Annotated in this window: 21 protein-coding genes; 5 read left to right on the forward strand and 16 right to left on the reverse strand. The window is 59.2% G+C overall.

Annotation, left to right across the window (positions count from 1 at the left end; translation table 11 throughout):
- Positions 1 to 1,174: 1,174 nt before the first annotated feature.
- The 5 genes from INHI_RS0115765 to INHI_RS0115785 all read right to left on the reverse strand — a co-directional run bounded on the left by INHI_RS0115765 (position 1,175) and on the right by INHI_RS0115785 (position 7,770).
- Positions 1,175 to 2,200, reverse strand: coding sequence for a transporter substrate-binding domain-containing protein (locus tag INHI_RS0115765; RefSeq protein WP_014878817.1), 1,026 nt, complete (start codon positions 2,198 to 2,200; stop codon positions 1,175 to 1,177).
- A gap of 11 nt (positions 2,201 to 2,211) precedes the next feature.
- Positions 2,212 to 3,291: a transporter substrate-binding domain-containing protein gene (locus INHI_RS0115770; protein ID WP_027248252.1), complete on the reverse strand. Its 1,080-nt coding sequence runs from the start codon at positions 3,289 to 3,291 to the stop codon at positions 2,212 to 2,214.
- 153 nt (positions 3,292 to 3,444) lie between these two features.
- On the reverse strand, positions 3,445 to 4,272 hold the full coding sequence (locus INHI_RS0115775; RefSeq protein WP_027248253.1) for a hypothetical protein: 828 nt from the start codon (positions 4,270 to 4,272) through the stop codon (positions 3,445 to 3,447).
- Between the two features lie 401 nt (positions 4,273 to 4,673).
- On the reverse strand, positions 4,674 to 7,091 hold the full coding sequence (gene gyrB, locus INHI_RS0115780; RefSeq protein WP_014873165.1) for a DNA topoisomerase (ATP-hydrolyzing) subunit B: 2,418 nt from the start codon (positions 7,089 to 7,091) through the stop codon (positions 4,674 to 4,676).
- Between the two features lie 85 nt (positions 7,092 to 7,176).
- Positions 7,177 to 7,770, reverse strand: coding sequence for an NAD(P)H-dependent oxidoreductase (locus tag INHI_RS0115785; RefSeq protein WP_014873164.1), 594 nt, complete (start codon positions 7,768 to 7,770; stop codon positions 7,177 to 7,179).
- A 100-nt stretch (positions 7,771 to 7,870) separates the two neighbouring features.
- On the opposite strand from INHI_RS0115785, the gene INHI_RS0115790 reads away from it, so the two are divergent.
- Positions 7,871 to 8,470 carry a TetR/AcrR family transcriptional regulator gene (locus INHI_RS0115790; protein WP_027248254.1) on the forward strand — a complete coding sequence of 200 codons (600 nt, stop codon included), beginning with the start codon at positions 7,871 to 7,873 and terminating at the stop codon, positions 8,468 to 8,470.
- Positions 8,471 to 8,484: 14 nt separating this feature from the next.
- On the opposite strand, the gene INHI_RS0115795 is transcribed toward INHI_RS0115790, so the two are convergent.
- The 7 genes from INHI_RS0115795 to mutM form a co-directional block, all read right to left on the reverse strand.
- Positions 8,485 to 9,105: a LysE family translocator gene (locus INHI_RS0115795; protein ID WP_027248255.1), complete on the reverse strand. Its 621-nt coding sequence runs from the start codon at positions 9,103 to 9,105 to the stop codon at positions 8,485 to 8,487.
- Entirely contained in the window at positions 9,102 to 10,199 is a 1,098-nt protein-coding gene (recF, locus tag INHI_RS0115800; RefSeq protein WP_027248256.1) for a DNA replication/repair protein RecF, read from the reverse strand. Before recF ends, INHI_RS0115795 begins: the two co-directional genes overlap by 4 nt.
- A 97-nt stretch (positions 10,200 to 10,296) precedes the next feature.
- Positions 10,297 to 11,418, reverse strand: a complete 1,122-nt coding sequence (gene dnaN / locus INHI_RS0115805; protein WP_014878810.1) for a DNA polymerase III subunit beta — start codon at positions 11,416 to 11,418, stop codon at positions 10,297 to 10,299.
- A gap of 309 nt (positions 11,419 to 11,727) precedes the next feature.
- A complete protein-coding gene (gene dnaA, locus INHI_RS0115810; protein WP_014873159.1) occupies positions 11,728 to 13,155 on the reverse strand; it encodes a chromosomal replication initiator protein DnaA in 1,428 nt (475 codons plus the stop codon).
- Positions 13,156 to 13,748: 593 nt separating this feature from the next.
- Complete coding sequence (gene rpsT, locus INHI_RS0115815; protein WP_014876530.1) at positions 13,749 to 14,012, reverse strand: 30S ribosomal protein S20; 264 nt, start codon at positions 14,010 to 14,012, stop codon at positions 13,749 to 13,751.
- 288 nt (positions 14,013 to 14,300) lie between these two features.
- The gene (gene acuK, locus INHI_RS0115820) at positions 14,301 to 15,077 is read right to left on the reverse strand and encodes an acryloyl-CoA hydratase (protein WP_014876529.1); all 777 of its coding nucleotides are present in this window, start codon (positions 15,075 to 15,077) and stop codon (positions 14,301 to 14,303) included.
- A 64-nt stretch (positions 15,078 to 15,141) separates the two neighbouring features.
- The gene (gene mutM / locus INHI_RS0115825; RefSeq protein WP_027248257.1) at positions 15,142 to 15,993 is read right to left on the reverse strand and encodes a bifunctional DNA-formamidopyrimidine glycosylase/DNA-(apurinic or apyrimidinic site) lyase; all 852 of its coding nucleotides are present in this window, start codon (positions 15,991 to 15,993) and stop codon (positions 15,142 to 15,144) included.
- Between the two features lie 105 nt (positions 15,994 to 16,098).
- Between mutM and ubiE the strand changes: the two genes are divergently transcribed.
- Positions 16,099 to 16,851, forward strand: a complete 753-nt coding sequence (ubiE, locus tag INHI_RS0115830) for a bifunctional demethylmenaquinone methyltransferase/2-methoxy-6-polyprenyl-1,4-benzoquinol methylase UbiE (RefSeq protein ID WP_014876527.1) — start codon at positions 16,099 to 16,101, stop codon at positions 16,849 to 16,851.
- Positions 16,852 to 16,854: 3 nt separating this feature from the next.
- Entirely contained in the window at positions 16,855 to 18,390 is a 1,536-nt protein-coding gene (ubiB, locus tag INHI_RS0115835; protein ID WP_027248258.1) for a 2-polyprenylphenol 6-hydroxylase, read from the forward strand.
- A gap of 5 nt (positions 18,391 to 18,395) precedes the next feature.
- Here ubiB and INHI_RS0115840 read toward each other — a convergent pair whose 3' ends face one another.
- On the reverse strand, positions 18,396 to 19,790 hold the full coding sequence (locus INHI_RS0115840) for a lytic murein transglycosylase (RefSeq protein WP_027248259.1): 1,395 nt from the start codon (positions 19,788 to 19,790) through the stop codon (positions 18,396 to 18,398).
- 109 nt (positions 19,791 to 19,899) lie between these two features.
- Positions 19,900 to 20,634, reverse strand: a complete 735-nt coding sequence (locus INHI_RS0115845; protein WP_027248260.1) for a helix-turn-helix transcriptional regulator — start codon at positions 20,632 to 20,634, stop codon at positions 19,900 to 19,902.
- Positions 20,635 to 20,721: 87 nt separating this feature from the next.
- On the opposite strand from INHI_RS0115845, the gene INHI_RS0115850 reads away from it, so the two are divergent.
- On the forward strand, positions 20,722 to 21,168 hold the full coding sequence (locus INHI_RS0115850; protein WP_014876523.1) for a DUF1801 domain-containing protein: 447 nt from the start codon (positions 20,722 to 20,724) through the stop codon (positions 21,166 to 21,168).
- A 20-nt stretch (positions 21,169 to 21,188) separates the two neighbouring features.
- Here INHI_RS0115850 and rnr read toward each other — a convergent pair whose 3' ends face one another.
- Together rnr and dapE are read right to left on the reverse strand one after the other, a co-directional pair.
- On the reverse strand, positions 21,189 to 23,459 hold the full coding sequence (rnr, locus tag INHI_RS0115855; RefSeq protein ID WP_027248261.1) for a ribonuclease R: 2,271 nt from the start codon (positions 23,457 to 23,459) through the stop codon (positions 21,189 to 21,191).
- Positions 23,460 to 23,562: 103 nt separating this feature from the next.
- On the reverse strand, positions 23,563 to 24,720 hold the full coding sequence (gene dapE / locus INHI_RS0115860; protein WP_027248262.1) for a succinyl-diaminopimelate desuccinylase: 1,158 nt from the start codon (positions 24,718 to 24,720) through the stop codon (positions 23,563 to 23,565).
- A 425-nt stretch (positions 24,721 to 25,145) separates the two neighbouring features.
- Here dapE and INHI_RS0115865 point away from each other — a divergent pair, with 425 nt between their 5' ends.
- Positions 25,146 to 26,720 carry a Hint domain-containing protein gene (locus tag INHI_RS0115865; protein ID WP_027248263.1) on the forward strand — a complete coding sequence of 525 codons (1,575 nt, stop codon included), beginning with the start codon at positions 25,146 to 25,148 and terminating at the stop codon, positions 26,718 to 26,720.
- The last annotated feature ends 16 nt before the right edge of the window (positions 26,721 to 26,736 follow it).

Raw genomic sequence — 26,736 nt, forward strand, 5'->3', positions numbered from 1 at the left:
ACGTTCCCACGCGTTACTAACCCGTCCGCCGCTCACTCCGAAGAGTGCGCTCGACTTGCATGTGTTAGGCCTGCCGCCAGCGTTCGTTCTGAGCCAGGATCAAACTCTCAAGTTGAAAAGCACTTACATGCTTATCCTTGACGTTCGAACCTCTGCACATCTTTGAATGTCCTACCGCTAACGCTACTTGAGGACGGGCCTCAAACAGCACGGCTTCGAACCCGGCTAGGAACTCGAAACGAACATCCAACATTCTCTGTTTCTCGTGCTTCAGTACCAAAGGTACAGAAAGCCGACAAACAGTGAAGCTGACACTTTATTATCGCGCAACCAACCCGCAACTAGAGCGAAAGGCCTTGCTAAAAGCGTTGATATGAAGAGGTTGATCCATCGAATGAACCAAACCGCCCACATATCTCTTCAGATATCATCAATGTCAAAGAGCATACATCCAGAGACAATAACCAACAGATGCGCCAATCTCATGACGCGCCCGCCGATCAAACCCTCATAAATGCCACCGTCTTTCCGATGCGTCCGACCGTCTCTCCAGCCCGTCCCAGCGTCTCTCCGCCGTGTTTCCCATCCAATCCAGCGTCCCCGCCGCACCGTCCGGTGTGTCTCAGTAGCGCCTCAGCGCCGCCGGTGAAGGGGGTTCTAAGGCGAGTTACACAAAGCCGCAACACCAAAATGACAGAAAAACGAAGTTTCCCGAGAGAAAAACATATAATCCAATTAAATCAATGGCTTAAGCCGCAAAAAAGTCAGCACCTCTGACCCGAAATCCACCCCATCACCGCCAGAACTCCCCCGCAAAGACACCCAAATCACACTTACCCACAGACTCGCACAACATATCCACAGACCAACCCAAATCCAAAACGAGTCACAATCCAAAAAAACCAGCAAAAAACCGGGTGAGGCTGCGTGGTGAAGCCAATGGCCATGGCCCCAGATATGTCTTAGCCAACTCTCTCTACATATAAGAAGATGGGCGAGAGCGGCGAAAGGCGCGCAACAAAGACTGCCACCCCCGCTGTATTAGAATGCGCCGTGCCGTCGGACTGCAAACGCCGCGCCCTTGGAAGGGGCGCGGCGTCTGGCCCAACAGAATAGGACCAAAGGTTCGGTTCTGGCGGGAGACCCTGCCCGTCAAGGCGCGGATCTTCCGGTATTACTGGAGCTGGGCCCAGAACAATTCCAGATGACGCGACACGATTTCCTGAAACCGGCCATCGGCCTTGAGCGCCTTCAGGCCTGCGTTGATGCGATAGAGATGCGAGGTGCCGCGCCAGTGGCGTTTGGAAATCACCACGTGCAGGCCCTCTTCGGAGAGCGGGCGTTCAAGAGGAAGCACCTGATCACGCAACCCTTCGGAGATAAGTGTATTCGCGCCGAGAAAGAGGTTCAGTGAGACCGCATCCACCTCCCGCGCCATCAGCTTGCGGAAGCAGGCGCCGGGGTCGGCTGCCTGAACCAGCGTCAGCTTGCCCTCGCTCAACCAGCGGCGATCTCCGCGATCAAGGTCATGGGTGTAGTACCCTTCAGGACGGCACAGAGTCTTGCCCAGCATATCGGTGTCGCTGTTAAAGGCGAAGGCCGCATCTGCCCGCACGAAGACCATGATCGGGATGGTCATCAGCGGCTCCGAGAAATGGAAGTTCACGCAGCGTTCATCTGTTGGGTTTGATGCACAATCCGGCTTCATCCAGGGAAACCCCATGTCGAACTGCTTCTCATCCAGCATCGGGAACAGATGTTTTGACCAATCCTGCTCCCAGGTGATCGAATAGGATACAGGCGCGGGAGTCAGTTCCAGCGCGGCATTGACCAGTTCGGTCACCATCCCCTGACCGGGCAAGGCCTGATCGGTAAATGGGGCAAAGCCACCGCCGGTCAGCAACTTCATCTCCGCATCATCCTTGCGCAGCGGCGTGGCATCGGGGGCAGTGGCCTGCTGTGCGCAGGGGATGTGCAGCGTTTTACCGGGAATAACGCTCGGCCCCTCCAGCACATGCTGGTTGCTATAGTAGATCAGTGTCCAGCGGCTACGGTCACCATAATGGGTTTCGGCGATCGAGAAGAGCGTGTCGCCGGGTTGAACCCGGTAATCGACATTGCAGATGGCTTGCGCCGCGCGTGGTGCGACGCCGATGGCCAGCAGCAACGCAATGGCTGCCGTTGCGAGATGTTTCAGCATGGCGCCCTCCCTCAGAAGCCGGCCCAGATCCTGGCCATGTGATCCTCGATAATGGCCTGATAACGACCATTCTCACGGATGTTGCGCAGACCCGTATTGATCATGGCCAGCATTTCATCGGCCTGTGGATGGGTTTTATGCACCACGACATGGATACCCAGCACCGAAAGCGGCAACGGCAGCACCTCAAACTGATCAAGCAGATCGTTTTCTTTCATCACGCTGCGCCCGGTGAATTCATTGATCGCGACGGCATCCGCCTCGCCTTTGGCGACCATCTCGAAACAATCGGCAACCTTATGCGGCTGCTTCAGGGTGATCTTTTTCTCCTCCATCCAGCGGCGACCGTAACCATCTAGATCGAAGGTCAGATAGCCAGCCGGACGGCAGAGGGTCTTACCCTCGATGTCGGCGTCACTCTCAAAGGTGAAGGGGCGTGACTTATCCACGAACAGCAGCATCAGCGTCTCAAACATCGGGTCCGAGAACAGAAAGTTCACGCAGCGATAGCTCTCCGGCATGGTGTCGCAATCCGGACGATACCAAGGGAAACCCAGATCCAGCAGCGCGTTCGATAACAGCGGATCAAAATGGGAGGCCCAGTCGTCCACCCAGTGGATGGCAAAGCCCTGCGCCGGGGCGGCATCGGTCATCGCTGCATTCACCACCTCGGTGATCAGCCCGCCATTATGGGCGGTCTTGGAGGTGAAGGGCGCATAGTCATCACCGGTCAGCAGGTTGATCTTGCTGCGCACGGCGGCGGTACCAGGCTGCACCTTGACCGGTGCCGCGACCACCGGTTGCGCATCCGCAACGGCCTTACCGCCGGGCAGCCCTGTCGGCAGACCATTCAGGCAGGCCATGGTCAGTTCCATGCCGACGCGGATCGCATCCGGGCGCGGGCCAATCGCGTCGATGTTGCGGCTGTGGATGGCACTCCACATGCCCACATCCTTGTAGAGCCGGTCAGCGATCAGTGACAGGCTGTCCCCGGGGCGCACCTTATATGTGCCGCCGCAGGTCTCTGCGGCCAAGGGCGTGGCAAATAGGCCGGTAACGCAACAAAGCGCCGCGATCAGGTGTTTTCTCATAATGTCCCTCTTGGGTTTAACTCGGGCGCCTCGCGCCGATTATCGGCGCCGCCTCTTCTGTCTTAGGATGGTTGGAAGACTTGTCTCTTGGCGGCCTACCGCGCATCGACCGAGAGCATGGGGGCGCGCAGCAGAAACGGCCCGGAGCTGGTGTTACTGCCCGACGAACAGCGCCAGAATGGTTGCGGTATCGACGCGCCCATCCGCTCCGATCAGCGCCCCAGGTACGGTGATGGTCTCGCTGCGATAGGCATCATTTACCATTTGGTCGATATAGGCAGGCGATTGTCCCTGCCCCACGGCCCGCAACACCAGACTATACAGCGCGGTATGGGCCTGCGACGCCGGGGTGGCGGGCTGGACTTCTTCCGCAGATGGTGTCGCAGCGCTGCCACGCCGCAGCGCCGCCAGCGTTCCTGCGGTCATCTGCGCAACCATGGCATCTTCGGCGCTGAGCGGGGCGGCGGTTTCGACCGCAGCCGTTAGCAGTTCCTCAGCCGCGGCCCGCTCGCTGGGGGTGGCACTTGGATCCAACCCCGCCAGCGCCTGAGGCGTCAGCAACCGTGCCACACGCGGCTGATCACCAGCTGTATCGGCGGTCTCATCAGGTCCGAACTGTAGCACTGCAAGACCCACGGCAAAGAACCCCAGGACCGCAGCCGCAGCCCCCAGTTTCATGATCGGCGACACCCGGGCCAAGGGACGGCCGAGAGCAGGCTTACGCCCGCCAGTCTTCCCGTCTGCGGCTTTGAAGGACCCGGCAGCCCCCTTATCGATATCCGGATTGATGTCAGTCCGATCCTGCGCAACGGAGGCCACCGCCGCAATATTTGCCTTGGCGCGGGATTTTCCCGCCTGAGGCGAGCGCAGCGTACTGTTGCTTGAGGAGATAACACCATCAATCTGGACCGAGCGCACCGGACGATCACCGGTACCAGCGACCTCTGTTCGGGTTTCACTGTCTTTTTTAACGCTCAACATCGGCCCACATTACCCCCCGGCTGCTCCGAAAATCGCGGTCGAGCCGCGTTTTATTAACCGATTCTTAACGTTTGAGCGATTCTGCGTCAACATTCTGCGGCAGAATGGTAAATCGCTACAGGATTTGCTGTGGGAAAGCCCATGTTGAGAGGCCAACCGGGGGTTCCCTCGATATACAGAACCAAGGAATTCGGCGTACGCATGTCGATCATCTCGGCTGTACACAGCCCCGCCGCGCGGGTCACCATTTGCACGAGACGCAATCATGAGGCGAGTTACATGCAGGTCAAATCGCAGCGTGGCATAAGCCGGCACAGGATAGCGTCGTCCTGTGCCTCAGCGCCATCACCAGCCCGAGTGAACCATCGCGGGCAGCCGGAACTTGCTGCCCGCGATTGATATCAGAAATCCAGGTTCTCGACGCTCAGTGCGTTTTTCTGGATGAACTCACGGCGAGGCTCGACAACATCGCCCATCAGTTTGGTGAACAGATCATCCGCCTCAACCATGTCTTCGACACGGACCTGCAACAGGGTACGCGCATCAGGGTCCAGCGTGGTCTCCCACAGCTGGTCGGGGTTCATCTCGCCCAGACCTTTGTAACGCTGGAGCGCCAGACCTTTTTCGCCCTCTTCGAGGATGGCTTTCAACAGGCCAAGAGGGCCGTGAATCGCCTGGCTGCGGTCGCGCCGCACCAAGGTTGCGGTAGCCCCATAGGTTTCCTGTAAGCTGTTGGTAAAGCTGCCAGTTTTCCGGGCCTCTCCGGAGCGCAGCATCGGACCGTCCAAGGTGCGCAGCTCCTCCACCCCACGCAGGATCCGCGACAGGCGAATGCCGTGATCCTGAGTGATGCGCCCACGCCAACCGCGTTCATATTCCAACGCAATCAGATCCAGACGCTGCGCCACCTTATCAGCAACGCCCTGCAGATCGGCATCGACGGCGCCGGGCACAAAGGCACCCGCTACTGCGGCCTGCTCCAGAATATGGCGCGGGTAATGGGTGGGGAAGGCGTCCAGAACACGCTTGAGCTGACGCGCCTCATCAACAACACGGGCAAGATCCTGGCCGACCAGTTCCTCGCCGCTGCCCAGTTTCAGCACCGCTCCGTCAACGCCCTGGTTGATCAGATATTCATCAAGAGCGGCCTGATCCTTGAGGTAAACCTCCGATTTGCCGCGCGACACCTTATACAGAGGCGGCTGCGCGATATAGAGATACCCGCCTTCGATCAGCTCCGGCATCTGGCGATAGAAGAACGTGAGCAAGAGGGTTCGGATATGCGCGCCGTCGACGTCAGCATCAGTCATGATGACAATCTTGTGGTAGCGCAGCTTATCGATGTTGAACTCATCCCGACCAATGCCGGTGCCAAGTGCCATCACCAGGTTGCCGATTTCCTGACTGCCGAGCATCCGGTCAAACCGCGCACGCTCCACGTTCAGAATTTTACCACGCAGAGGCAGGATCGCTTGGGTCATCCGGTCGCGGCCCGTCTGGGCGGATCCGCCGGCGGAGTCCCCCTCCACCAGGAAGACTTCGGTCTTGGATGGATCTTTCTCCGAGCAGTCTTTCAGTTTGCCTGCCAGATAGTTCACATCCATCGCCGTCTTGCGTCGGGTCAGCTCGCGCGCCTTGCGGGCAGCCTCCCGCGCGAGAGCGGCTTCGATAATCTTGCCGACGATCTGCTTGGCCTGGTTTGGGTTTTCCTCAAACCATTCTGCCAGCTTTTCGTTGACCAGGCTTTCGACCACCGGTCGCACCTCGGAGGAGACCAGTTTGTCCTTGGTCTGGCTGGAGAATTTCGGATCGGGCACCTTGACAGACAATACGCAGGTCAGCCCCTCACGGGCGTCATCCCCGGTAAAGGAAACCTTCTCCTTCTTGGCGATGCCGGAAGATTGCGCATAATTGTTGATGGTACGGGTCAGCGCACCACGAAAGCCAGCAACATGGGTGCCACCATCCCGCTGCGGGATATTATTGGTAAAGGGCAGCACGGTTTCATGATAGCTGTCGTTCCACCACATCGCCACCTCAACCCCGATCTCATCCCTGTCACCGGTGATATAGATCGGCGCCTCCATCACGGGCGACTTCGACCGATCAAGATATTTGACGAATTCCTTGACGCCGCCTTCGTAGAACAGCTCCACCTCCAGCCGTTCGGCCGGGCGCTCGTCAATCAGGATGATCCGCACGCCTGAGTTCAGGAACGCCAGCTCACGCAGGCGTTTTTCCAGCGTCTCGAATAAATATTCGAGGTTGGAGAACGTATCGGTGGAGGCGAGAAAGCGCACCTCGGTGCCGGTCTGATCGCCACAGTCGCCAACAACCTTCAGGTGTTCGGCCGTATCGCCACGTTCAAATCGCGCGACATGCTCCTTGCCATCACGCCAGATGCGCAGTTCCAGCCAATCTGACAGCGCATTTACAACGGACACACCCACGCCGTGCAGACCACCGGAAACCTTGTAAGAGTTGCTATCGAACTTACCGCCCGCATGCAGCTGGGTCATGATGACCTCAGCTGCTGAGACACCTTCTTCTTCATGAATTCCAACCGGAATCCCGCGTCCGTTGTCATTCACCGAGACGCTGGAATCAGCGTGAATTTTCACGACCACCCGGTCCGCGTGACCGGCCAGGGCCTCGTCGATGCCATTGTCGACAACCTCATACACCATATGGTGCAGCCCCGACCCATCGTCGGTGTCCCCGATATACATGCCAGGGCGTTTGCGAACCGCCTCCAAGCCTTTGAGAACCTTGATGGAATCCGCGCCATATTCTGCGGGGGCCTGCTCGTTTCCGGACATTCACATCTTCCTGTCTTTGCTTCAGGATTTTATACGAAGTCTGGCCGGGAATGTCACGCGCAAGCCCCTTTTTTTCTTGGTGGAATCAGGCCGCTCTCGCCCCCAGGTCAGCAACCTTGCGCTGCCAGGAAAGGACAGTCTTTTCCGCAGCATCTGTCGCCGGTGCAAAAGACGAGAACCGCGTCGGTTTTATCCCGACAAATCCCAGGATCTGGCTGCTGATAATCCGCTTGATCGCATTGCCGTAGATCAGCCGCAGCCAGAGCGCGGGCGTGTCAGAAGTCAGCAGTACTCGTGCCGTTTTTCCGGTGAGCATCGGCGCGGGCAACCCCATGACATTGGTGTTCCGCGTGTCAAATGCGCGGCCCGGCAAGAGCGCACGATCAAAGACGCCTTTCAGCTTGGCCGGTATCGCGCCCCACCACATGGGCGTTGCCATCACAACGTGATCAGCCCACTCCAGATCGGTTAGAAAATCCGCAAGATCCGGCTCCAGCGGTTTTACGTTCTGATACCCTGCCTGCCCGTAGTCGATATCAAATTGCATGGTCGACAGATCATGGTAGCGCACCTGATGACCCCCCGCCTCGGCTGCTTTTTGATACGTTTGGCAAAGCGACTGGGACAGCGAGCTGGGTGCTGGGTGACCATTGAGGATGATGATTTTTCGCGTGGACATGGGGACCTCCGAATCTTAAAACTGACTGAGGTCAATTTATTTAGAAAATGACCGTGGTCAATAATTAAATTGACCACGGTCACATATGTGAGAGGTCATCATGTCCCGCGCTCCTCAGCAACGTCGACTGGAAACCCGTGCCCGCCTTCTGGAGGTGGCTGCCGCGCAGATCGCCGCATCGGGCTACAGCGGTTTGAGAGTGGAAGATGTGGTTGCAGAAGCCGGCGTCGCAAAGGGCACGTTGTTTTCGCATTTTGGCGATAAAAACGGCCTTCTTGCTGCGGTGATCGGCCCCCGGATCATGGCGATTTTGGATGATACCGAGGCCTTGCCCGCACCTCAGACACTGGATGAGCTGATTGATCGACTGCTGCCCGTAGTGCAGTTCGTGGCGCAGGATCGGGTGATTTTCGATCTGTTGCTGCGCTATTCAGGCACCACAGGTACCGAAACTGATGTGGTCATTACACAGAGCTTTTTCCGCCAGATCTCTCTCTGGTCCGGTTGGGTCACACAGCTGCAGAACACCGGCGCGCTGCGTCAGGATCAGCCGGCGGACGTGCTGGCCGAGGGCATTCAGGCATTCCTGAACCATATATTGGCCCTGTCATTCTGCGCTGCACATGATACCTCCGGCAGCTTCCGCGAGGATCTTCTGACGTATCTCAGCCCGTGGCTGGTACTATCGTCTGGGACATAGGACCAGTGCAGACCTCAAACGAAGGGGATCAGGCACCCAACCCCGATCAGCAAACACCCCGACACGATATTGATCCGGCGCAGTGTGGCCGGGGACGTGATGTGCCAGCGCACCCGGTGGACCAGACCGGCCATGCACAGATTCCCCACCAGAGGCACCAGGAAGGACAACACCACAATAGCGAGGATATCGAGATGGGTGACAGCCGTCAGATCAAAAAAACCCGGTAGTACCCCCATGTAGAACAGAATCGCCTTCGGATTGCCCAGAATGACCGCGATACCGGCGACAAACCCGGCCCATAATCCCGGACGGGTCAGCGCGCTATTGGCCTCAATCCGGGCATCGGCGTGACGCAGCAACATGCCACCCATGAACAGGAACATCGCGCTGGCGACCCAGCGCAGCACCTCCATCAGGCCGGCGATCTCCGATACGATCCAGGACACGCCCGCCACTGCAACCAACGGCCAGAGGATATCGCCACAAGCCACGCCCAAGGCCAGCGGCCATGCCGCAGGAAAGCCACCCGACATCGCCCGCGCCATCACCGCAAGCCAGACTGGCCCCGGCGTCAGGAACAACACAAACAGCCCACCTGCATAAAGGGTCAGATCCCAAGCAGACACGCTCATCCCGCCACCACCTCGGAACCTGTGGCCCCGTCCTCAACGGTGAACATCTGCGCCCTGCCTTCAAATTCATCGAACAGTTCGGGGCCGGTGCCCGTCATCCAGGCCTGCGCCCCCAGCGTCACAATCTCCTGATAGAGCGCAGCCCTGCGGAACACATCCAGATGCGCCGAAACTTCGTCCAGCAGCAGAATCGGCGGCGCGCCGCCTTCTGCGATCAACGCTCGCGCATTGGCCAGGATCAGCGAAACCAATAGCGCCTTCTGTTCACCGGTGGAACAATCGCGCGCGGGCACACCTTTGGCCGCATAGGTGCCCAGCAGATCTGTACGATGCGGACCCAGCAGGGTACGCCCGGCCGCCAAATCACGAAACCGGCCCTCCTCAAAGGCTTCCTGCAGATCTGCTGCAGTGTCCGGAAGCCCGCCGTCGGATTGGATCAGTTCCAGCTCAGCAGCGGGAAAGGCCGTTTCGGCAGCCTCCTGCGCCATGCGCAGGCGGTCCACCGCAGCAGTGCGCGCCGCGTGGATGCGATGGCCGCTTTCAGCCATCTGCGTTTCCAGCACCCGGTACCAGCCAGCATCGCGGATCTGTTCCTTCAGCAGGCGATTGCGCTCCCGCATGGCCTTCTCATAGAGCAATGTCGCCTCGGCATGACCGGGATCAAAACTCAACACGATGCGGTCGAGAAACCGCCGCCGCCCCTCGGCCGCCTCGATCCACAGCCGATCCATCGCAGGGATCAACCAGACCACGCGGCAAATCTGCCCCAGATCAATCTGGCTGGCGGCTTTGTTGTCGATCTTGACCTGCCGTGCCTTGCCCGCTTCCGACCAGGTTTCCACTTCATAGCTTTGCCGCGCGACGGTCAGCTGTCCCTTCAGCTTCCAACCAAGAGCCTCGGGGCGGCGCGCCATATCAGCAGCGCTGGCACGACGCAGACCGCGCCCTGGTGAAAACAGCGAGACCGCCTCAAGAATATTGGTCTTACCCGCACCATTGGCGCCATGGATGGCGACAGGACGCCCATCCAAATGCAAATCCGCCCGCAAATGCGAGCGGAAATGCGACAATGTCAGCGTGGTCAACGCCAGCATGAGGCGGGATCCAGTGTCATCTTTCCAAAAATACTCAAATTCCCCCGCCCGGCGGACAGCTCAACCGCCAAGAGGGGCAACCGCGCCGCCCAGCAGATCACACCCGCATGGGCATGACGACATAAACCGCGCTTTCGTCACTGCCTTCCCGCATCAGGGTTGGATCACCGGATGAATTGAACATGAACACCGCGTTTTCACGATCAACCTGATTGGCGATCTCGAGCAGATATTTTGCGTTGAAACCGATCTCCAGCCGCTCGTCACGATAAGCCACCGCCAGTTCCTCCTCAGCCGCACCGCTGTCAGGCGCGTTGACAGAAAGGATCAGCCGGTCCTCATCCAATTGCAGTTTCACCGCACGAGAGCGTTCTGAGGACACGGTTGCGACCCGGTCCACAGCGCGGGCAAATTCAGAGGCGTCCACTTCCAGACGGCGGGTATTGCCCGCCGGGATGACCCGCGTGTAATCAGGGAAGGTGCCATCAATGACCTTGGAGGTCAGCGTGATATTCGGTGTCGCAAAGCGCACTTTGGTCTCCGAAACCGAAACAGCAATGTCCATCTCATCGTCATCCAACAGCTTACGCAACTCGCCGACGGTTTTGCGCGGCACGATCACACCGGGCATATCCTCGGCGCCCATCGGCAGGTTGGCATCAATTCGCGCCAGCCGGTGGCCATCGGTGGCCACACAGCGCAGCGCCTTGCCGCCTTCGACACCATCAGCGACGTGCATATAGACACCGTTCAAATAGTAGCGTGTCTCCTCGGTGGAAATGGCGAACTTCGACTTGTCGAACAACCGCTGCAGGACGGCTGCATTGGCGGAGAAGTTGGAGTGATATTCGGATGAGGCCATCACCGGGAAATCTTCACGCGGCAGGGTGGCCAGCGAGAAGTTAGAGCGACCTGCCTCAACCGTCAGACGGCCGCTGGCGGCATCTGCAGTCAGGGTAACCAGGGCACCATCCGGCAGTTTACGCACAATCTCATGCAACGTGGTGGCGGCGACGGTGGTGGCGCCAGCGCGTTCGACCTGAGCCGGGGCCTTGTCGACCACCTCGATATCCAGATCGGTGGCGCGGAACTGAACGATGTCCCCTTCGGCCTCAATCAGCACATTTGCCAGGATCGGAATGGTGTTGCGGCGTTCAACCACTGACTGGGCCTGAGCCACAGCTTTCAACAGGGTGCCGCGTTCGATGCTGATCTTCATGTCCCTAAGTCCTCTAACGTCTGGCCGGGAGAAGCAACGTAACGCTTTACCCCTTCGGCACAAGGCTTTTTATGGATTTGTCCAAGGGATTGTCCGCAGCGTCAAGGGCGGATGCCCCCTTGCCCGATTTATCCCCGGTAAACGTGGCTCTCCGGCATGGTTTGCCCGCAGCCACCCGATTTGCGTCATCCCGCGATCTCCTGCGCCCAGAGGGCAAAAGACCCCGGACTGGCCGGGGTCATGCGGGACTTTTGGGGACGCAAGCCGACGGGGCGTCAGCGCAAAATCTGCGGCAAACGCCGAAAGATGTCAGGCCTCCAGAGAGCGGCGCAGCATTTCGACATCTTCGGCGATCTGGCCGTCGATTGTCTTCAGCTCTTCGATGCGACGCACACCGTGCATCACGGTGGTGTGGTCACGCCCGCCAAAGCGGCGGCCGATTTCCGGCAGGCTGCGGCTGGTCAGTTGCTTGCACAGATACATAGCCACCTGACGCGGACGCGCATAAGACCGCAGCCGCTTGGGGCCAATGATATCTGACATACGAATGTTGTAATACTCGGACACCTTGCGCTGGATCTCTTCGACGGTGATCTTACGCTCAGACGCGCGCAGAACATCCGCCAGACAATCCTGAGTCAGTTCCATGTCGATCTCACGACCCACAAGCGATGCGAAAGCAAACAGGCGTGTCAGCGCACCTTCGAGAACGCGAACGTTGGTTGAAATGCGGTGCGCCAGGAATTCCAGCACGCCATCAGCAATCCGCAGATCCGGGTAGGTCTGCATCTGCTGTGCCACTTTGGACTGCAGGATGCCCAGACGCAGTTCATAGTCCGTCGGGTGCAGATCGACCACCAGACCACATTGCAGGCGTGAACGAACACGGTCTTCCAGATCCTTGATCTCCCCCGGAGCGCGGTCGGCGGAAATGATGATCTGCTTGTTCTGGTCCACCAGCGCATTGAAGGTGTGGAAGAATTCTTCCTGCGTGCTGTCCTTGCCGGCGATGAACTGCACATCGTCCACCATCAGCACATCGACCGAACGGAACAGATGTTTGAAGTCCATCATCTTACGTTCGCGCAGCGCCTGCACGAAGCGATACATGAACTGCTCTGCCGACAGGTAGAGCACATTCAACTCCGGATTGCGGGCGGTCAGTTCCCAGGCAATCGCGTGCATCAAGTGGGTTTTACCCAGACCCACGCCCCCATATAGCACCAGCGGGTTAAAGGTCACCGGACCACCCTCAGCCACGCGGCGCGCGGCAGCATGCGCAAGCTCGTTGGGCTTGCCCACAACAAAGCTATCGAAGGTGAAACGCGGATCCAGCGGTGCCGCCTGCAATGTCTCGCCCTGATCCTTCGGCGCGGCAGCGTGACCTGTGGCAGTGCGGGCGCGTGGCAGATCGGTCAGCGCCTCATCATCCAGATCAAGCGGCAGGTCATCAGCAGCACCTGCGGCGTCAACAGCGGTCGGACGTGCAGCTGTATTGGCTGCGACCCTAAAGGCCAGCCGCTGCACCGGTTCACCCGACATGTTCAGTTCGTGCAGGATCAGGTCAGCGAAGTTCTGGCTGACATAATTCCCCATGAAGTTTGTCGGCACGTTGAAAATGGCAACGCCATTCTCCACGCAGGTAAACTCCAGAGGTTCGATCCAAGTTGTAAAGTTATTTTGCCCCACGGTTTTCAACAAACGCTGTCTCAACCGGCCCCAGTTATCTTCCGTCATTCTGCGCCTCACGCGTCCCAATAGCATCGGCCCTTATTTGGCCTCTTGTTTCATCCCCAGCCTGGCCCAAAGCCCAGACGACGTTCACGCACAGCGGATGTGTGTACTGACCCGTAACCGGAGCAGCACTGCCTCGCAGAAGGCAAAAATTGGGATCGCTTTTACATCAACCGGCGAGCAAATTTGCGACGGTCGAATAGACGAACCAAATACATACACAATTGGAACAGGCCTGCCGTCTGGATTGATCCAGAAACACAGCAGGAGCGCGGTGCACGGAGCATTGAAATGCCTGTGTACCAGCGCAATCAGCGTCCTTGAGTCCCATCAAGGATGCCTTGAGCAGCCTGTCCCCCAGCGAGTGAATCGCTGTAACAGTGGTAGCAATTCGGAGGGGGTCGCAGCAACGAAACTATGATGTTGACTCAGGGATTGGTCACAAAGAATCCCCTGCGCCCACCGAGGCGCCACTCGCTGTGACCAAAATGCAAAAGGCGCCGCTGAACGCGACGCCTTTCTGTTTTTTACGGCTTGTCGGAGGAGCGCTCAGCGTGGGTGCAATGGAATCAGCAGGCCCCCTGGAACGTCCCGTTTCAGCCCAGCGCTTTGACGCGAGCGGTCAGACGGGAGATTTTCCGCGATGCAGTGTTCTTGTGGTAGACGCCTTTGGTCACGCCACGCATCAGTTCGGGCTGAGCAGCGCGCACAGCTTCTGCTGCTGCTTCTTTGTCGCCGGAAGCGATAGCTTCTTCAGCTTTACGCAGGAAGGTACGGATGCGCGAACGACGGGCTTTGTTGACAGCAAAGCGTTTCTCGTTCTGACGGGCGCGCTTTTTTGCCTGAGGCGAATTTGCCATGGTGTAGGACCTAACTTTGGTTTCGTGTTTTCAATAGGCGCAATGCCAGCCGAACCCGGATCCGATCCACCGGTGTGATTCTAGCCAAGCGGGCTGCACGCGCATGTATGGCGGCGGGTAGTAACGTCAAACCCCGAGGAATGCAAGCCATGTCGGGATTGCCCGCCCTTTCCCGGTCCCAGCGCGCTGCCACAGCCCCAACTGGAAACGGGCAGACGCCAGCGCCTGCCCGTTTCATATCTCGAAAAGAGGTGCCACAGATTGCGTCACCGCAGTCTGTGAATAGACTTACTTGTCGCGGAATTGAGCTTCGCGTTTTTCCAGGAAAGCGGCCATGCCCTCTTTCTGATCTTCGGTGGCAAACATCGAGTGGAATACGCGGCGTTCGAACAGCAGGCCTTCGCTCAACGGCAACTCATAGCTGCGATTCACGGTTTCCTTCACCGCCATCGCTGTCAGCAAGGACTTCTCGGCAATTTTATGCGCCGCTGCAGTGGCTTCATCCAACAGTTTCTTGGCGGGCACCACGCGAGACACCAAACCAGCGCGCTCGGCCTCTTCAGCCGTCATAAAGCGCCCGGTCAGGTTCATGTCCATGGACTTGGACTTCCCGACAAAGCGGGTCAGGCGCTGGGTACCGCCGATGCCGGCAATCACGCCAAGATTGATCTCAGGCTGGCCAAATTTGGCAGTATCTGCGGCAATGATGAAATCACAAAGCATCGCCAGCTCACATCCGCCGCCCAGCGCGTAGCCTGCCACGGCTGCAATGATCGGCTTACGGATCGCGCTGACGCGGTCATTCACACCCGCAAACAGATTGGTCGAAAACACTTCTGTAAAGCTCTTTTCCGACATCTCCTTGATATCGGCCCCTGCAGCGAAGGCCTTTTCCGACCCGGTCAGGATGATGCAGCGCACCTTGTCGCTGGCGTCCGCCTCTTCCAAGGCGGTGCAAAGCTCACTCAAAAGCTCGGAATTGAGCGCGTTCAACGCTTCGGGCCGGTTCAGTTTAATTTGGCAAACGTGGTCCTGCACTTCGACGTTGATCGTCTCATAGGCCATGATAGTCGCTTTCGGTTGTTCCGTTCAGGGAAGAGTCATTATCACGCGACACATCGCATTCAAGCTATCTTTGGCATTTGCCACAGTAGAAGGAAGAGCGCCCCGATTGGGTAATCCGACCCACGGTGCCACCACAGCCCGCCCGTCGACAGGCCTCTCCCTCACGGCCATAGACATCGAAGCTGTGCTGGAAATATCCAAGTTCTCCATCGGCTTGGCGGAAATCCTTCAGCGATGAGCCACCCGCCTTAATGCCATCCGTCAGCACATCCTTGATGATCGGAACCAGGGCGCCAACCCGTGGCGCGGCGATCTGTCCGGCCTTACGCTTGGGCGATATTCCCGCACGAAACAACGCCTCGCAGACATAGATATTGCCAAGGCCCGCGATGATTCCCTGATCCAGCAACGCCGATTTCACTGGCGTGTTGCGCCCGCTGAAGGCGGCGATCAGATGCTCTTCGTGAAAGCTGTTGCCCAGCGGTTCCGGCCCGAGAACCGCCAGAAGCTTATGTTGATCAGCAGTCGCCGTTTCCAGCAGGTCCATAGCGCCAAACCGGCGCGGATCGTTGAAGGTGATGCGCGCGCCATTGTCCATATCGAACACCACATGATCGTGTTTCTGCGCCTTCGGATGGTCATGAACGAACCGGCCCAGAGGGTCACCAGAGACGGTCATGCGCCCCGACATGCCAAGATGCACCAGCAGCGTTTCGCCGCTGTCCAGATCGGCCAAGATGTACTTGGAGCGCCGCCGGAGCGCGGTGACACAACGCCCGGTCAGCCGTTCGGCCATACGTTCGGGAAAGGGCCAGCGCAGATCGGGCCGGTTAACGGCAGCCTTTTTGATCACCGCTCCCTCCATCGCGGGGGATAATCCGCGGCGCACCGTCTCGACCTCGGGCAATTCTGGCATTACATCCCTCCTGACACGTTGCATCTACATGGGGCCGAAGGGCCGCATTGTACCGCCCTCTCAGCGCCCTATAACTGGGGCGACTCATAACAAACGGCAAGCCGCATGACCCAGAGATCTGAAGATACCACCCATTTCGGGTTTGAAACCGTGCCCGAGTCGGAAAAGGCAGGGCGCGTGCAGGGCGTATTCAACTCAGTCGCGTCAAAATACGACGTGATGAATGACGTCATGAGCATGGGCATCCACCGGATCTGGAAAGACGCGATGATGGACTGGCTGTCGCCGCGGCCGGGTCAACGCCTTCTGGATGTGGCCGGTGGTACCGGCGATATCTCGTTCCGGTTCCTGAAGCGTGCTGGCTATGGCCATTCCACCGTACTGGATTTGACAGCCCCGATGCTGGAAGAGGGCCGCAAGCGGGCTGAGGCCGCACAGATGGCCGACAGTCTGGACTGGGTCACCGGTGACGCGATGGCGCTGCCGTTCAAGGACAACACCTTTGATGTCTACACCATCTCCTTTGGCATTCGGAATGTTACCCGCCCTCAGGAAGCCCTGAACGAGGCCTACCGTGTTCTGAAACCCGGAGGGCGCCTGATGGTTTTGGAATTCAGCCAGCTGCCTAACGCGGCCATGCAGAAAGCATATGACCTCTATTCCTTCAACGTGATTCCCCGCATGGGGCAGATGATTGCGAATGATTATGACAGCTATCAGTATCTAGTTGAATCAATACGTAATTTTCCGGATCAGGACACATTCCTGTCAATGGTGCGAGAGGCCGGTTTTGCCAATGCCAAATACCGCAACCTGTCGCTGGGCATTGCCGCGCTGCACTCTGGCTGGAAGATCTGAACCATGCGTGGCCCCCACAATATTATCCGCCTGATCCGCACAGGCGCCACATTCGAGCGCACGGGCGCCATGAACGTGGTGCTGGATGCCTTTGAGGCGCCCAAACCCCTGCGCATTCTGGCCCGCACTCTTGGCTGGCCATTCAAATGGCTGGGGTACAAGGGCGATCCGACAATGCCACCGGCCACCCGCGCGCTGACCGCGCTGGGGCCTGCCTACATCAAATTTGGGCAGGTTCTGTCCACCCGGCCCGATGTGGTTGGCGATGATCTCGCGGTGCAGTTGCGGGTGCTACAGGACAAACTGCCCCCATTTTCCCGCGCCGAGGCGATGACACAGGTCGAACAGGAACTCGGACAGTCGGTTGATCAGATCTATTCTGAGTTCAGCGAACCCATTGCCGCCGCGTCTATTGCGCAGGTGCATCGCGCACGGCTGAGGGACACCGACCAAGAGGTTGCCGTAAAAGTGCTACGCCCCGGCATTGAACGCGCCTTCCGCAAGGATGTGGATGCCTTCTATTTCGCAGCACGGATTGCCGATCTCTTTGCCCCTGGCGCGCGGCGGCTTAAGCCGATGGATGTGATCAAGCATTTCGACGGCGTTGTGCAGGGCGAACTGGACCTGCGATTGGAAAGCGCCGCTGCATCCGAATTTGCCGCCAATACCAAGGATGACGAGGGTTTTCAGCTGCCCCAAATCCTGTGGAATCACTCCGCCCGTCGCGTGATGACACTCGGCTGGGCCGACGGGCTGCCACTCGGCGACAATGCTGCATTGGATGCGGCCGGCCATGACCGAACCGTTTTGGCTGAACGGGTACTGTCGCTGTTTTTGCGCCATGCCCTGCGTGATGGCTATTTCCATGCCGATATGCATCAGGGCAACCTGAAAGTCGCGGCCAACGGTGATATCATCGCCTATGATTTCGGCATTATGGGCCATATCGACGAATACACTCGCCGGGTCTACGCCGAGATTCTCTTTGGCTTCATCAAACGAGACTACAAGCGCGTCGCCGAGGTGCATTTCGAGGCAGGCTATGTGCCTGCCGACCGCGATGTCGATGAATTTGCCCGTGCACTGCGCGCTGTGGGGGAACCGATCTTTGGCATGGATGCCACCCATATCTCTATGGGGCGACTGCTGAACTACCTGTTTGAAGTGACCGAGCGCTTTGGCATGGAAACCCGGACCGAACTGATCCTGCTGCAACGTACCATGGTTGTGGTGGAAGGTGTGGCCCGGTCACTGGATCCCCATATCAATATCTGGGATTCGGCCCGCCCCGTGGTGGAGGACTACATCAAGAAATCCATCGGTCCTCGGGCAGTCGTCAATGATTTGATGAGCACGGCCAAGGTGATGGCCCGATTTGGTCCCCGCCTGCCCGCGCTTGTGGAACAGGCATTGATCGCCCAGACTCATGAAACCGGTGACCGCAGCCGCCGGTCCGGCAAGACAGGCTGGGTGCTGCCAGGTCTCTGCGGTTTGGGGTTGGGTCTGGCCATTGCTTTTGCCGCAGCCGCCTTTAGCTAGCCCCATCAGCGCAGGCGGTTGAGCACCGAGAGTGACGGGTAGCCGTCCGGGGTCAGCCCCATGGCCAGCTGATAAGCGCGCAGGGCGGCACGGGTCTTCGGTCCGATCCGCCCGTCCGCTCCGCCAGTACCATAGCCCGCTCCGGTCAGCCGCTGCTGCAGCTCGCGCCGTTCCTTATACGTCAGGGGACGGCTGTCCCGCGGCCAGCTGGCGCGGATCGGTCCCGTGCCACGCAACCGGTCGCTCAGGTGCCCCACACCAATCACATAGGCATCCGCCGCATTATACCGCTCAATCACGGCGAAGTTTCTATAGACGATGAAGGCAACCCCCTGCGCACCGGCAGGCAGCAGCAGTGCGCCCTTTCCGTGATCCGGCAGTGATCCGCCATCGGCGCTGGTCACCCCCAGCTGCCGCCAGGCCTGTGCAGATTTGATGATTTTGCGATCCGCCAGCGCATAGTTGAACCCTGTTGGCAGGCGCACCTCCAGCCCCCAGGGTTGGTCTTTCACCCAGCCGAAACGTTTCAGATAGGCGGCGGTTGACGCGAGCGCATCAGCAGGATCATCGGACCAGATATCGCGTTTGCCATCCCCGGTGAAGTCCACCGCATAGGCCAAGTAGGAAGTCGGCATGAATTGCGTGTGCCCCATTGCCCCGGCCCAGCTGCCGGTCATTGCCTCCGGCGTCACATCACCCGCCTGAAGGATCTGTAAGGCGGCAATCAGCTGGCTTTCGAAAAACGCACCGCGCCGCCCGTCAAAGGCCAGTGTCGCCAGCGATCGAATGATATCGCGCTCCCCCCGGAAGGTACCGTAGTTGCTCTCCATGCCCCAGACGGCAGCAACAACCTCTCTGTCGACGCCATATTTGGCTTCGATGCGGGCCAATGTTTGCGCGTGGTCGCGCAGGGCAGCCTTCCCGTTCTGAATGCGCGCGTCGGACACCGCACGCTCAAGATAAGTCCAGATCGGGGTTACGAACTCCGATTGATTGCCATCACGCTGCACGATCTTCGGATCGAATTCCACACCAGAGAGCGCCCGGTCCAGAGTGACCTGCGACAGACCTTCGGCCCGTGCGCGCGGGCGGAACGCTGCGATCCAGCCCTCAAAGGCGCGTTGCTTGGCTGGGGAGACGCCGGGCTCCGCAGGTGCAGGAGCCTGTTGCTCCGGGCGTATCCGCGGCCGCAACGGGGTAGCTGCCACGCCCGATGGCGCCACCGGGCGGGCCGTTGGGCGCAAGGACACCTGCGGCGGTTGAGATGCCGCAATCTCCACAAGCGGTCCATCGGCTGTGGGCAAGGGGCTGGCTGCAACGCGGGCATCGGTCATCGCCAGGGCTGCAAGCATCGCTGCTGTCAGGGCTATGTGCCTCCGGGCGCCAAGATCATACTGCATCTTACACCTCATTTTTTTCTGCTCTGTCTCAGTCTATCCGCATCCCTGCCTCACTCAAAGCAGCGGCGTGCCGGTGTGCGGAGGCTTGCCGACTTATCAGAAGGCGGCGCTACCTCTCTGGAGCGTCTGACCCCGCGTCGGCCTGCGGCGCACAGCCTGCAAGGTCGGCGCGCATCTGTGCCAGGGCATCACGCAGCATCGGCACCCGGTGGGGACGAAAGCTGACATCTGTGGCCTCAAACCCTGCAATCCGGTCAACGCGAAATACCCGCACGTCGTCTCGCAGGCCGCACCAGGCAATCAGCACGGTGGAGCGATCAAAATAGACCAGGCCGAGCGGCTTAACATGGCGTTGGGTGACGGCGCCTTTTGCATCGCAATAATCCAGCCGTACCTCGACCTCATCCCATGTCGCGCGACGCAGGTCTGCCAAGGCGATCCCCGGCGGCTGTGGACGCTGAAGCCGATAGGCAGACAACACCGCATGCCGCAACCGATGAGCCTGACGATTCGGCAGGCGCGCCTGCAGCTTGCGCAAGGCCTCGGCGGCAGCATCGGCCAGTTCGGGATCGCCAATCTGCTGAACCTCGCGCAGGCCAAGAACCAGCGCCTCCAGCTCAGTGTCGCGAAAGCCCATGGGTGGCAACGCATTGTCTTCGATCAGGGTGAAACCATAGCCTGCCTCGCCGTCGATAATCGCGCCCATCTCGCGCAGGGTAGCGATATCACGGTGAACACTTCGGGCAGAAATACCAAGATCCTGCGCCAATCTAGCGGCGGTGTGGGGCCCGGCCCCCTGACGCAGCAGCTGCATAACCTGGAAAAGACGATGAGATCGGGACATGGTTCATCATCTCTACCTCTGATGACAGTTTCTGTCATCAGCAACCGCTAAAACAGGGTAACTCATCTTCCAAGGAGCCAGACTGACATGACCCGCCCCTTTGCCAGCGCTGAAATTTCTGCCGTTTTTGATCAGGCGCCGCCGGGCACACAGGAAGGCCTGTTGCGATTGCGCGAGCTGATCTTTGATGTGGCTGAAAGCGATCCTGATGTCGGGCCGGTCACGGAGACCTTGAAATGGGGGCAGCCGTCTTATGTGGCCGCGCGCGCCGGGCTGGGCACCCCGCTGCGTCTGGGCCGGTCCAATCAGGCGCGATTTGCGTTGCTGGTTCACTGCCAGAGCCGGGTGATCGACAATTTTGCCAATCGTTTTCCAGCCTGGGACAGATTCGACGGGACCCGTGGCGTCCTGTTCAACCGTGTCGAGGAGGTGGAGCCCCTTCGCCACGGCTGGCTGATCCGTCACGCATTGACCTATCACAAATCCAAAGCTGCCACTGACCGGGCCCGCAGGGACCCGGACCGATTCAACTAGGACCGCGAAGCGCAGCCAGGTCAGCTGCGGCGCTTGCGTTCCACCTTGCGCTTGATCTTGCTGCGCTTCGCCTTCGCCTTGGCGGATTTGCGTTTCACGGATCGACCCGCCGGGCTGCGTCGCCCGCCACCGCCGCCCGCTGGCATCGGTTTGTCCTCGATCGACAGAAGCTCCAGTTCCAGCCCTCCGGTCACCGGAGTGGCCTGTGCCAACCGCACCTTCACCCGCTGACCGATGGCGATGATCAGACCGGTATCGGCGCCCATTAGGGTCCCGGCTTCGGCGTCAAAATGGAAAAACTCCCGCCCGATAGAACGCACAGGCACCAGACCATCGGCCCCGGTTTCATCCAGTTTCACAAAGGCGCCAAAGCGGGCAATGCCGCTGATACGACCCTCGAATTCATTGCCGACCCGTTCCGCCAGATAGGCGGCAAGATAGCGATCTGTGGTGTCCCGTTCTGCCATCATAGACCGGCGCTCGGTCTCCGAGATATGGGTCGCGGTCTGTTCCAGCCGTTCGATCTCGGCGGTGTCCAGCCCGTCATCTCCCCAACCATGAGCGGTGATCAGGGCGCGGTGTACGATCAGATCGGCATAACGGCGGATGGGCGACGTGAAATGTGCATAATTGCGCAAGGCCAGACCGAAATGGCCGAAGTTCTCCGGACCATAATAAGCCTGCTGCATGGATCGCAGGGTCGAGATATTGATCAGTTCCGCATCATCGGTCCCGGCTGCCCCGTGCAGCAGCGCATTCAGGTGGCGGGTCTGTAGGACCTGCCCCTTGGCCAACGCAAGCCCCGCCGCACGGGCGGTCTCACGCAGCGCTTCCAGCTTCTCTGGGGATGGTTCCTCATGCACGCGGAACAACAGCGGCGTGCGTTTCTTGATCAGGGTTTCCGCCGCTGCCACATTGGCCAGCACCATGAATTCTTCAATCAGTTTATGAGCGTCCAGACGGTCGCGGAAATTCACCGATGCGACAGTACCTTTCTCATCCAAAACGATTTTGCGTTCCGGCAGGTCCAGATCCAGAGGCTGACGCTCTGCCCGGGCTTTGACCAGCGCAGCGTAGGCGGCGTAAAGCGGCTTGATAACAGGCTCTAAAAAGGGACCTGTGCGATCAGTTGGCGCGCCATCCATCGCCTCTTGCACTTCAGCGTAATGCAGGGATGCCGCCGACCGCATCAAGCCCCGCACAAAGCGATGGGCGATTTTGTTGCCGTCTGCATCAATCTGCATCCGCACTGCAACGCAGGCCCGCGGCACCCCTTCGTGCAGGCTGCAAAGATCGCCTGACAACCGGTCCGGCAGCATGGGCACAACCCGATCCGGGAAATAACTGGAATTGCCACGTTTGCGCGCCTCGCGATCCAGCATCGAGCCCGGCTGCACATAGGCCGCGACATCGGCAATCGCGACCCAGATGACATGGCCACCGGGGTTCTTGGGATCATCATCGGCATGGGCATAGCAGGCGTCGTCATGATCACGCGCATCCGCAGGGTCGATGGTGATCAACGGCAGATCTCGCAGATCTTCGCGCCCCTTCAGGCCCATAGGTTTGGCCGCATCGGCCTCCGCGATGACCTCATCGGGGAAATGGTCAGGAATACCATGCTGATGAATCGCAATCAGCGACACGGCCTTGGGCGCTGACGGATCACCAAGACGGTCGACAACGCGGGCGCGCGGCAGTCCGAGACGCGATTTCGGTCCGGCCTGTTCCGCCTCCACCAGTTCGCCGTCGCGCGCGCCATGGGTGGCGTTTTCAGCAACGGCCCACTCCGTGGAGGCTGATTTATCGATGGGCACGATACGCCCGCCCTCATCACCTTTGCGGAAGATGCCGATCACCCGGCGCGGATTGGTGCCGATGCGGCGGATCAACCGGGCCTCGTAATGATACTCGGCATCCTGAACAACCGTCAGGCGGGCCAGAATGCGGTCCCCCTCACCCAGCGCAGGGTCCGACGCACGCGGCATCACCAGCACGACGGGTTCGACGCCTTCCCCATGCCATTCCAGCGGCCGCGCGAATAGATCACCATCTCCATCCGGTGCTTTGATCTGCAGCACGCTTACCGGGGGCAGTCGCTCAGGGTCACGGTAGGTCTTTTTACGCTTTTCCAGATGGCCTTCGGCCTCAAGCTCTTTGAGGATCCGTTTCAGATCGATTCTGTCTGAGCCTTTGATGCCGAATGCTTTGGCAATGTCACGTTTTGAGGTATGGGTCGGATGGGCTGCGATCCAGTCGAGGATCTCGGCCTTGGAAGGAATACGGGTCATATTTCTGAGCTACCACGCCCAGCCCCCAAGGTCATCGTGAAAAGCGCGCCGCAGACGTCATTGCCCGGGCGCGCGCTGTTCAGGTATCACTTTTGATATTCGGTCAGTTTTGGTCGAAATAATCGCGCAGGATGCGGCCATAAATCGATTTGAGCTGGTGGATCTGGGCAATTTCCACCCGTTCATCGACCTGATGCATCGTTTTTCCGACCAAACCTACTTCAACCACCGGGCAGTGGTTTTTGACAAACCGCGCATCCGAGGTCCCGCCAGTGGTGGACAGCTGAGGTTTGCGACCGGTCTCGGTCTCGACTGCGGCGCTGACAAGATCGGACAGCGGCCCTGGCGGCGTGATGAAACTCTCGCCGGAGACTTTGATTTCCACCGCGATATCAACACCAAAATCCTTTGCCGCACGCGCCGCTTCTGCGCGCAGCCAATCGCTGAGCTCCGCGCCGGTATGGGCATCGTTAAAACGGATATTGACCGTGGAGCGCGTCTGCGCGGGAATGACATTGGTAGCCGGGTTGCCGGTATCGATAGTCACCACCGCAAGGGTGGAGGCATCAAAATGCTCCGTGCCCTGATCCAACTCGTGGCTGGCAAGGCGGTCCATCAGGCGCACCATAGCATTCAGCGGGTTCTTGGCGCGGTGAGGATAGGCCGAATGACCTTGCACGCCGGTGACCGTGAACCAGGCGGACAGCGACCCGCGACGCCCGATCTTGATCATCTCACCCATCTCATCGGGGCAGGTCGGCTCTCCCACCAGACAGACAGCCATTTGTTCGCCCTCGCGGTCCATGTGGTCCAGCAACGCGGTCGTACCATCGATGGCATCACCTTCTTCGTCTCCGGTGATGGTCAGGAGAATGGCCCCATCGGGCGGTGTGGTCTGAACCAAATCAATAGCAGCAGCCACAAAGGCGGCGACGCCCGATTTCATGTCAGTCGCCCCACGTCCATAGAGAAAACCGTCTTTCTCCTCGGCACCAAAAGGGTCAACGGTCCAGGCATTCGTGTCACCTACCGGCACCACATCGGTATGACCATTGAAGCCCATGGTGCGCGGGTGCCCCTTGTCACCCCAGCGGGCAATCAGATTGCTGACCTCGCCACGATCCACACGGGTACAGGTAAAGCCAGCCGCACTCAGCACCTTGTCCAGAAGGACCAGCGCACCGCTCTCCTCCGGTGTGACAGAGGCACAGCGGATCAGATCGGCGGTCAACTGTTGCGGGTCGAGTGGCGAATGCGTCATTTGGATCCTCCGGATATGGGCCGCGAGTCTCTGGCCCTGGTCTGCGACCTCTGGCTACCCCGGTTCAGGCCATGGTGCAAACCTCCACGCCCTACGAAAGCCGATGCCACAAGCCCACCGCGCGACTACCTCAGCCCCGGCAACCGGTTTGTGGCGTAAATGCCGCGCAGACCTGCGTTATTCCGCCGTACCGTCCGAGCGGGCCGGACAAACCGCCGGTGAAAATGTTAATGAAACCTTAATTACGACTCGAGGCAGAGCATCAGATGCTGTGAAACCACCGTAACAACGGGGCCACAGAGCAGACCGGACAGCGCGTTATCTCATCTTTATTGGAGGGGAGCGGGACGCAATCGGCAACCGTCGTAGCGGTGCCATGTACCGGAACCATGCGGTGCCTCATCGTGCAGAGGTGAGACAGAGCAATGGTTGCAGCATCCGAGCTGACATACAACATCAACGCCACTGCGGAACAGATGGCCGAGACTATCTTTGGCGATAGTGTGCAGGTGGTAAACGCCAGCTACACCGGCGATACCCGAGCCTCGGCGATTTATTCCGACGGCGATACGATTGCACCCGGCGCGACGCCCTCCGATACCGGCATCATCCTCTCCACAGGCCAGGCCAGCGCCTATACCAACTCGACCGGTGAGGCCAATCAGTCCAACAATCAGACCACCGCCAGCGACGGTCCCAACGATGATCCCGCCTTCAACGCGGCCGCTGGCACACGGACGTTCGACGCCTCTTATCTGGATGTAACGTTTGTGCCCGATGGCTCGGTCATGACGCTGCAGTTCGTCTTTGCCTCTGAGGAGTACCCTGAATACCAGGACTCGGTGTTTCAGGATTTCGTCGGCGTTTGGGTAAATGGCCAGATGGTGAACCTGGAGATCGGCAATGGCGACGCGGATCCGGGCAATGTGAACTCCGGCAATAATTCCAACATCTACCTCGACAACGCCAACGACGACTACAACACTGAAATGGACGGTCTGACCGTCACCATGACGTTGACCATGCAGGTCGATCCCGGTGTGGAAAACACCATCCGGATCGGCATCGCCGATGTGTCGGACGGCAGCTATGACAGTAACCTGCTGATCGCCGCAGACTCCGCGCAGACCGATGTGATCGCAGAAACCGACACCGTCCGCGTTGACGCCAACGGATCGCGGGTGGTCAATGTACTGGCCAATGATACCAACAACTCTGCAACAGCACTGACCATCACACATATCAACGGCACCGCCGTTGTTGCAGGGGATGTGATTACACTGGGCACCGGCCAGCAGGTCCAGCTCAACGCAAATGGCACCTTGACCCTGATCGGTGACGGCGATGTGGAAGACTTCGCCTTCACCTATACGGCCAGCAATGGCACCAACAGCGATGTCGGCTATGTGGAGGCAACAAGCATCCCCTGTTTCGTGGCCGGCAGCCGCCTGTTGACGGATAGGGGGCTGGTCTCTGTCGAAACTCTGCAACCCGGTGATCTTGTCATGACCCGTGACGATGGCTTGCAACCCCTGCGCTGGATCGGCTCGCGGCGTGTGCAGGCGCAGGGCCGTTTTGCGCCGATTCGAATCAGGGCTGGCGCGCTTGGCAATCATAACGACCTCTGGGTGTCGCCACAGCACCGCGTATTGCTGAGCAACGGGATTGCGGAAATGCTGTTTGGCGCGCATGAGGTGCTGGTCGCGGCCAAAGATCTGATCAATGATCATTCGATCACACGCAAGCCTGGCGGTGAGGTCACCTATGTCCATGTGCTGTTCGATGATCACCAGCTTGTCACCAGCGAGGGATTGGTGACCGAGAGCTTCCTGCCCGGTCCGCAAACCAGTCGGCAGTTCGACCATGACGTCCTGAACGAACTGCAAGCGCTGTTCCCAGACCTCGACCCCTGCACCGGCGAGGGCTATGGCCCGGCAGTCCGCCCCAGCCTGCGCAGCTATGAGGCGCGCCTGCTCTCAGCCACACTTGATGCGCGCTGATCAGATGAGTTGGGTG

Origin of the sequence: Phaeobacter inhibens DSM 16374 (genome assembly GCF_000473105.1) — a bacterium.
Lineage (GTDB): Bacteria > Pseudomonadota > Alphaproteobacteria > Rhodobacterales > Rhodobacteraceae > Phaeobacter > Phaeobacter inhibens.

Excerpts from the sequence above, each read along its gene's own strand:
- INHI_RS0115765 (WP_014878817.1), bottom strand. The coding sequence starts at position 2,200 with ATGCTGAAACATCTCGCAACGGCAGCCATTGCGTTGCTGCTGGCCATC.
- INHI_RS0115770 (WP_027248252.1), bottom strand. The coding sequence starts at position 3,291 with ATGAGAAAACACCTGATCGCGGCGCTTTGTTGCGTTACCGGCCTATTT.
- INHI_RS0115775 (WP_027248253.1), bottom strand. The coding sequence starts at position 4,272 with ATGTTGAGCGTTAAAAAAGACAGTGAAACCCGAACAGAGGTCGCTGGT.
- gyrB (WP_014873165.1), bottom strand. The coding sequence starts at position 7,091 with ATGTCCGGAAACGAGCAGGCCCCCGCAGAATATGGCGCGGATTCCATC.
- INHI_RS0115785 (WP_014873164.1), bottom strand. The coding sequence starts at position 7,770 with ATGTCCACGCGAAAAATCATCATCCTCAATGGTCACCCAGCACCCAGC.
- INHI_RS0115790 (WP_027248254.1), top strand. The coding sequence starts at position 7,871 with ATGTCCCGCGCTCCTCAGCAACGTCGACTGGAAACCCGTGCCCGCCTT.
- INHI_RS0115795 (WP_027248255.1), bottom strand. The coding sequence starts at position 9,105 with ATGAGCGTGTCTGCTTGGGATCTGACCCTTTATGCAGGTGGGCTGTTT.
- recF (WP_027248256.1), bottom strand. The coding sequence starts at position 10,199 with ATGCTGGCGTTGACCACGCTGACATTGTCGCATTTCCGCTCGCATTTG.
- dnaN (WP_014878810.1), bottom strand. The coding sequence starts at position 11,418 with ATGAAGATCAGCATCGAACGCGGCACCCTGTTGAAAGCTGTGGCTCAG.
- dnaA (WP_014873159.1), bottom strand. The coding sequence starts at position 13,155 with ATGACGGAAGATAACTGGGGCCGGTTGAGACAGCGTTTGTTGAAAACC.
- rpsT (WP_014876530.1), bottom strand. The coding sequence starts at position 14,012 with ATGGCAAATTCGCCTCAGGCAAAAAAGCGCGCCCGTCAGAACGAGAAA.
- acuK (WP_014876529.1), bottom strand. The coding sequence starts at position 15,077 with ATGGCCTATGAGACGATCAACGTCGAAGTGCAGGACCACGTTTGCCAA.
- mutM (WP_027248257.1), bottom strand. The coding sequence starts at position 15,993 with ATGCCAGAATTGCCCGAGGTCGAGACGGTGCGCCGCGGATTATCCCCC.
- ubiE (WP_014876527.1), top strand. The coding sequence starts at position 16,099 with ATGACCCAGAGATCTGAAGATACCACCCATTTCGGGTTTGAAACCGTG.
- ubiB (WP_027248258.1), top strand. The coding sequence starts at position 16,855 with ATGCGTGGCCCCCACAATATTATCCGCCTGATCCGCACAGGCGCCACA.
- INHI_RS0115840 (WP_027248259.1), bottom strand. The coding sequence starts at position 19,790 with ATGCAGTATGATCTTGGCGCCCGGAGGCACATAGCCCTGACAGCAGCG.
- INHI_RS0115845 (WP_027248260.1), bottom strand. The coding sequence starts at position 20,634 with ATGTCCCGATCTCATCGTCTTTTCCAGGTTATGCAGCTGCTGCGTCAG.
- INHI_RS0115850 (WP_014876523.1), top strand. The coding sequence starts at position 20,722 with ATGACCCGCCCCTTTGCCAGCGCTGAAATTTCTGCCGTTTTTGATCAG.
- rnr (WP_027248261.1), bottom strand. The coding sequence starts at position 23,459 with ATGACCCGTATTCCTTCCAAGGCCGAGATCCTCGACTGGATCGCAGCC.
- dapE (WP_027248262.1), bottom strand. The coding sequence starts at position 24,720 with ATGACGCATTCGCCACTCGACCCGCAACAGTTGACCGCCGATCTGATC.
- INHI_RS0115865 (WP_027248263.1), top strand. The coding sequence starts at position 25,146 with ATGGTTGCAGCATCCGAGCTGACATACAACATCAACGCCACTGCGGAA.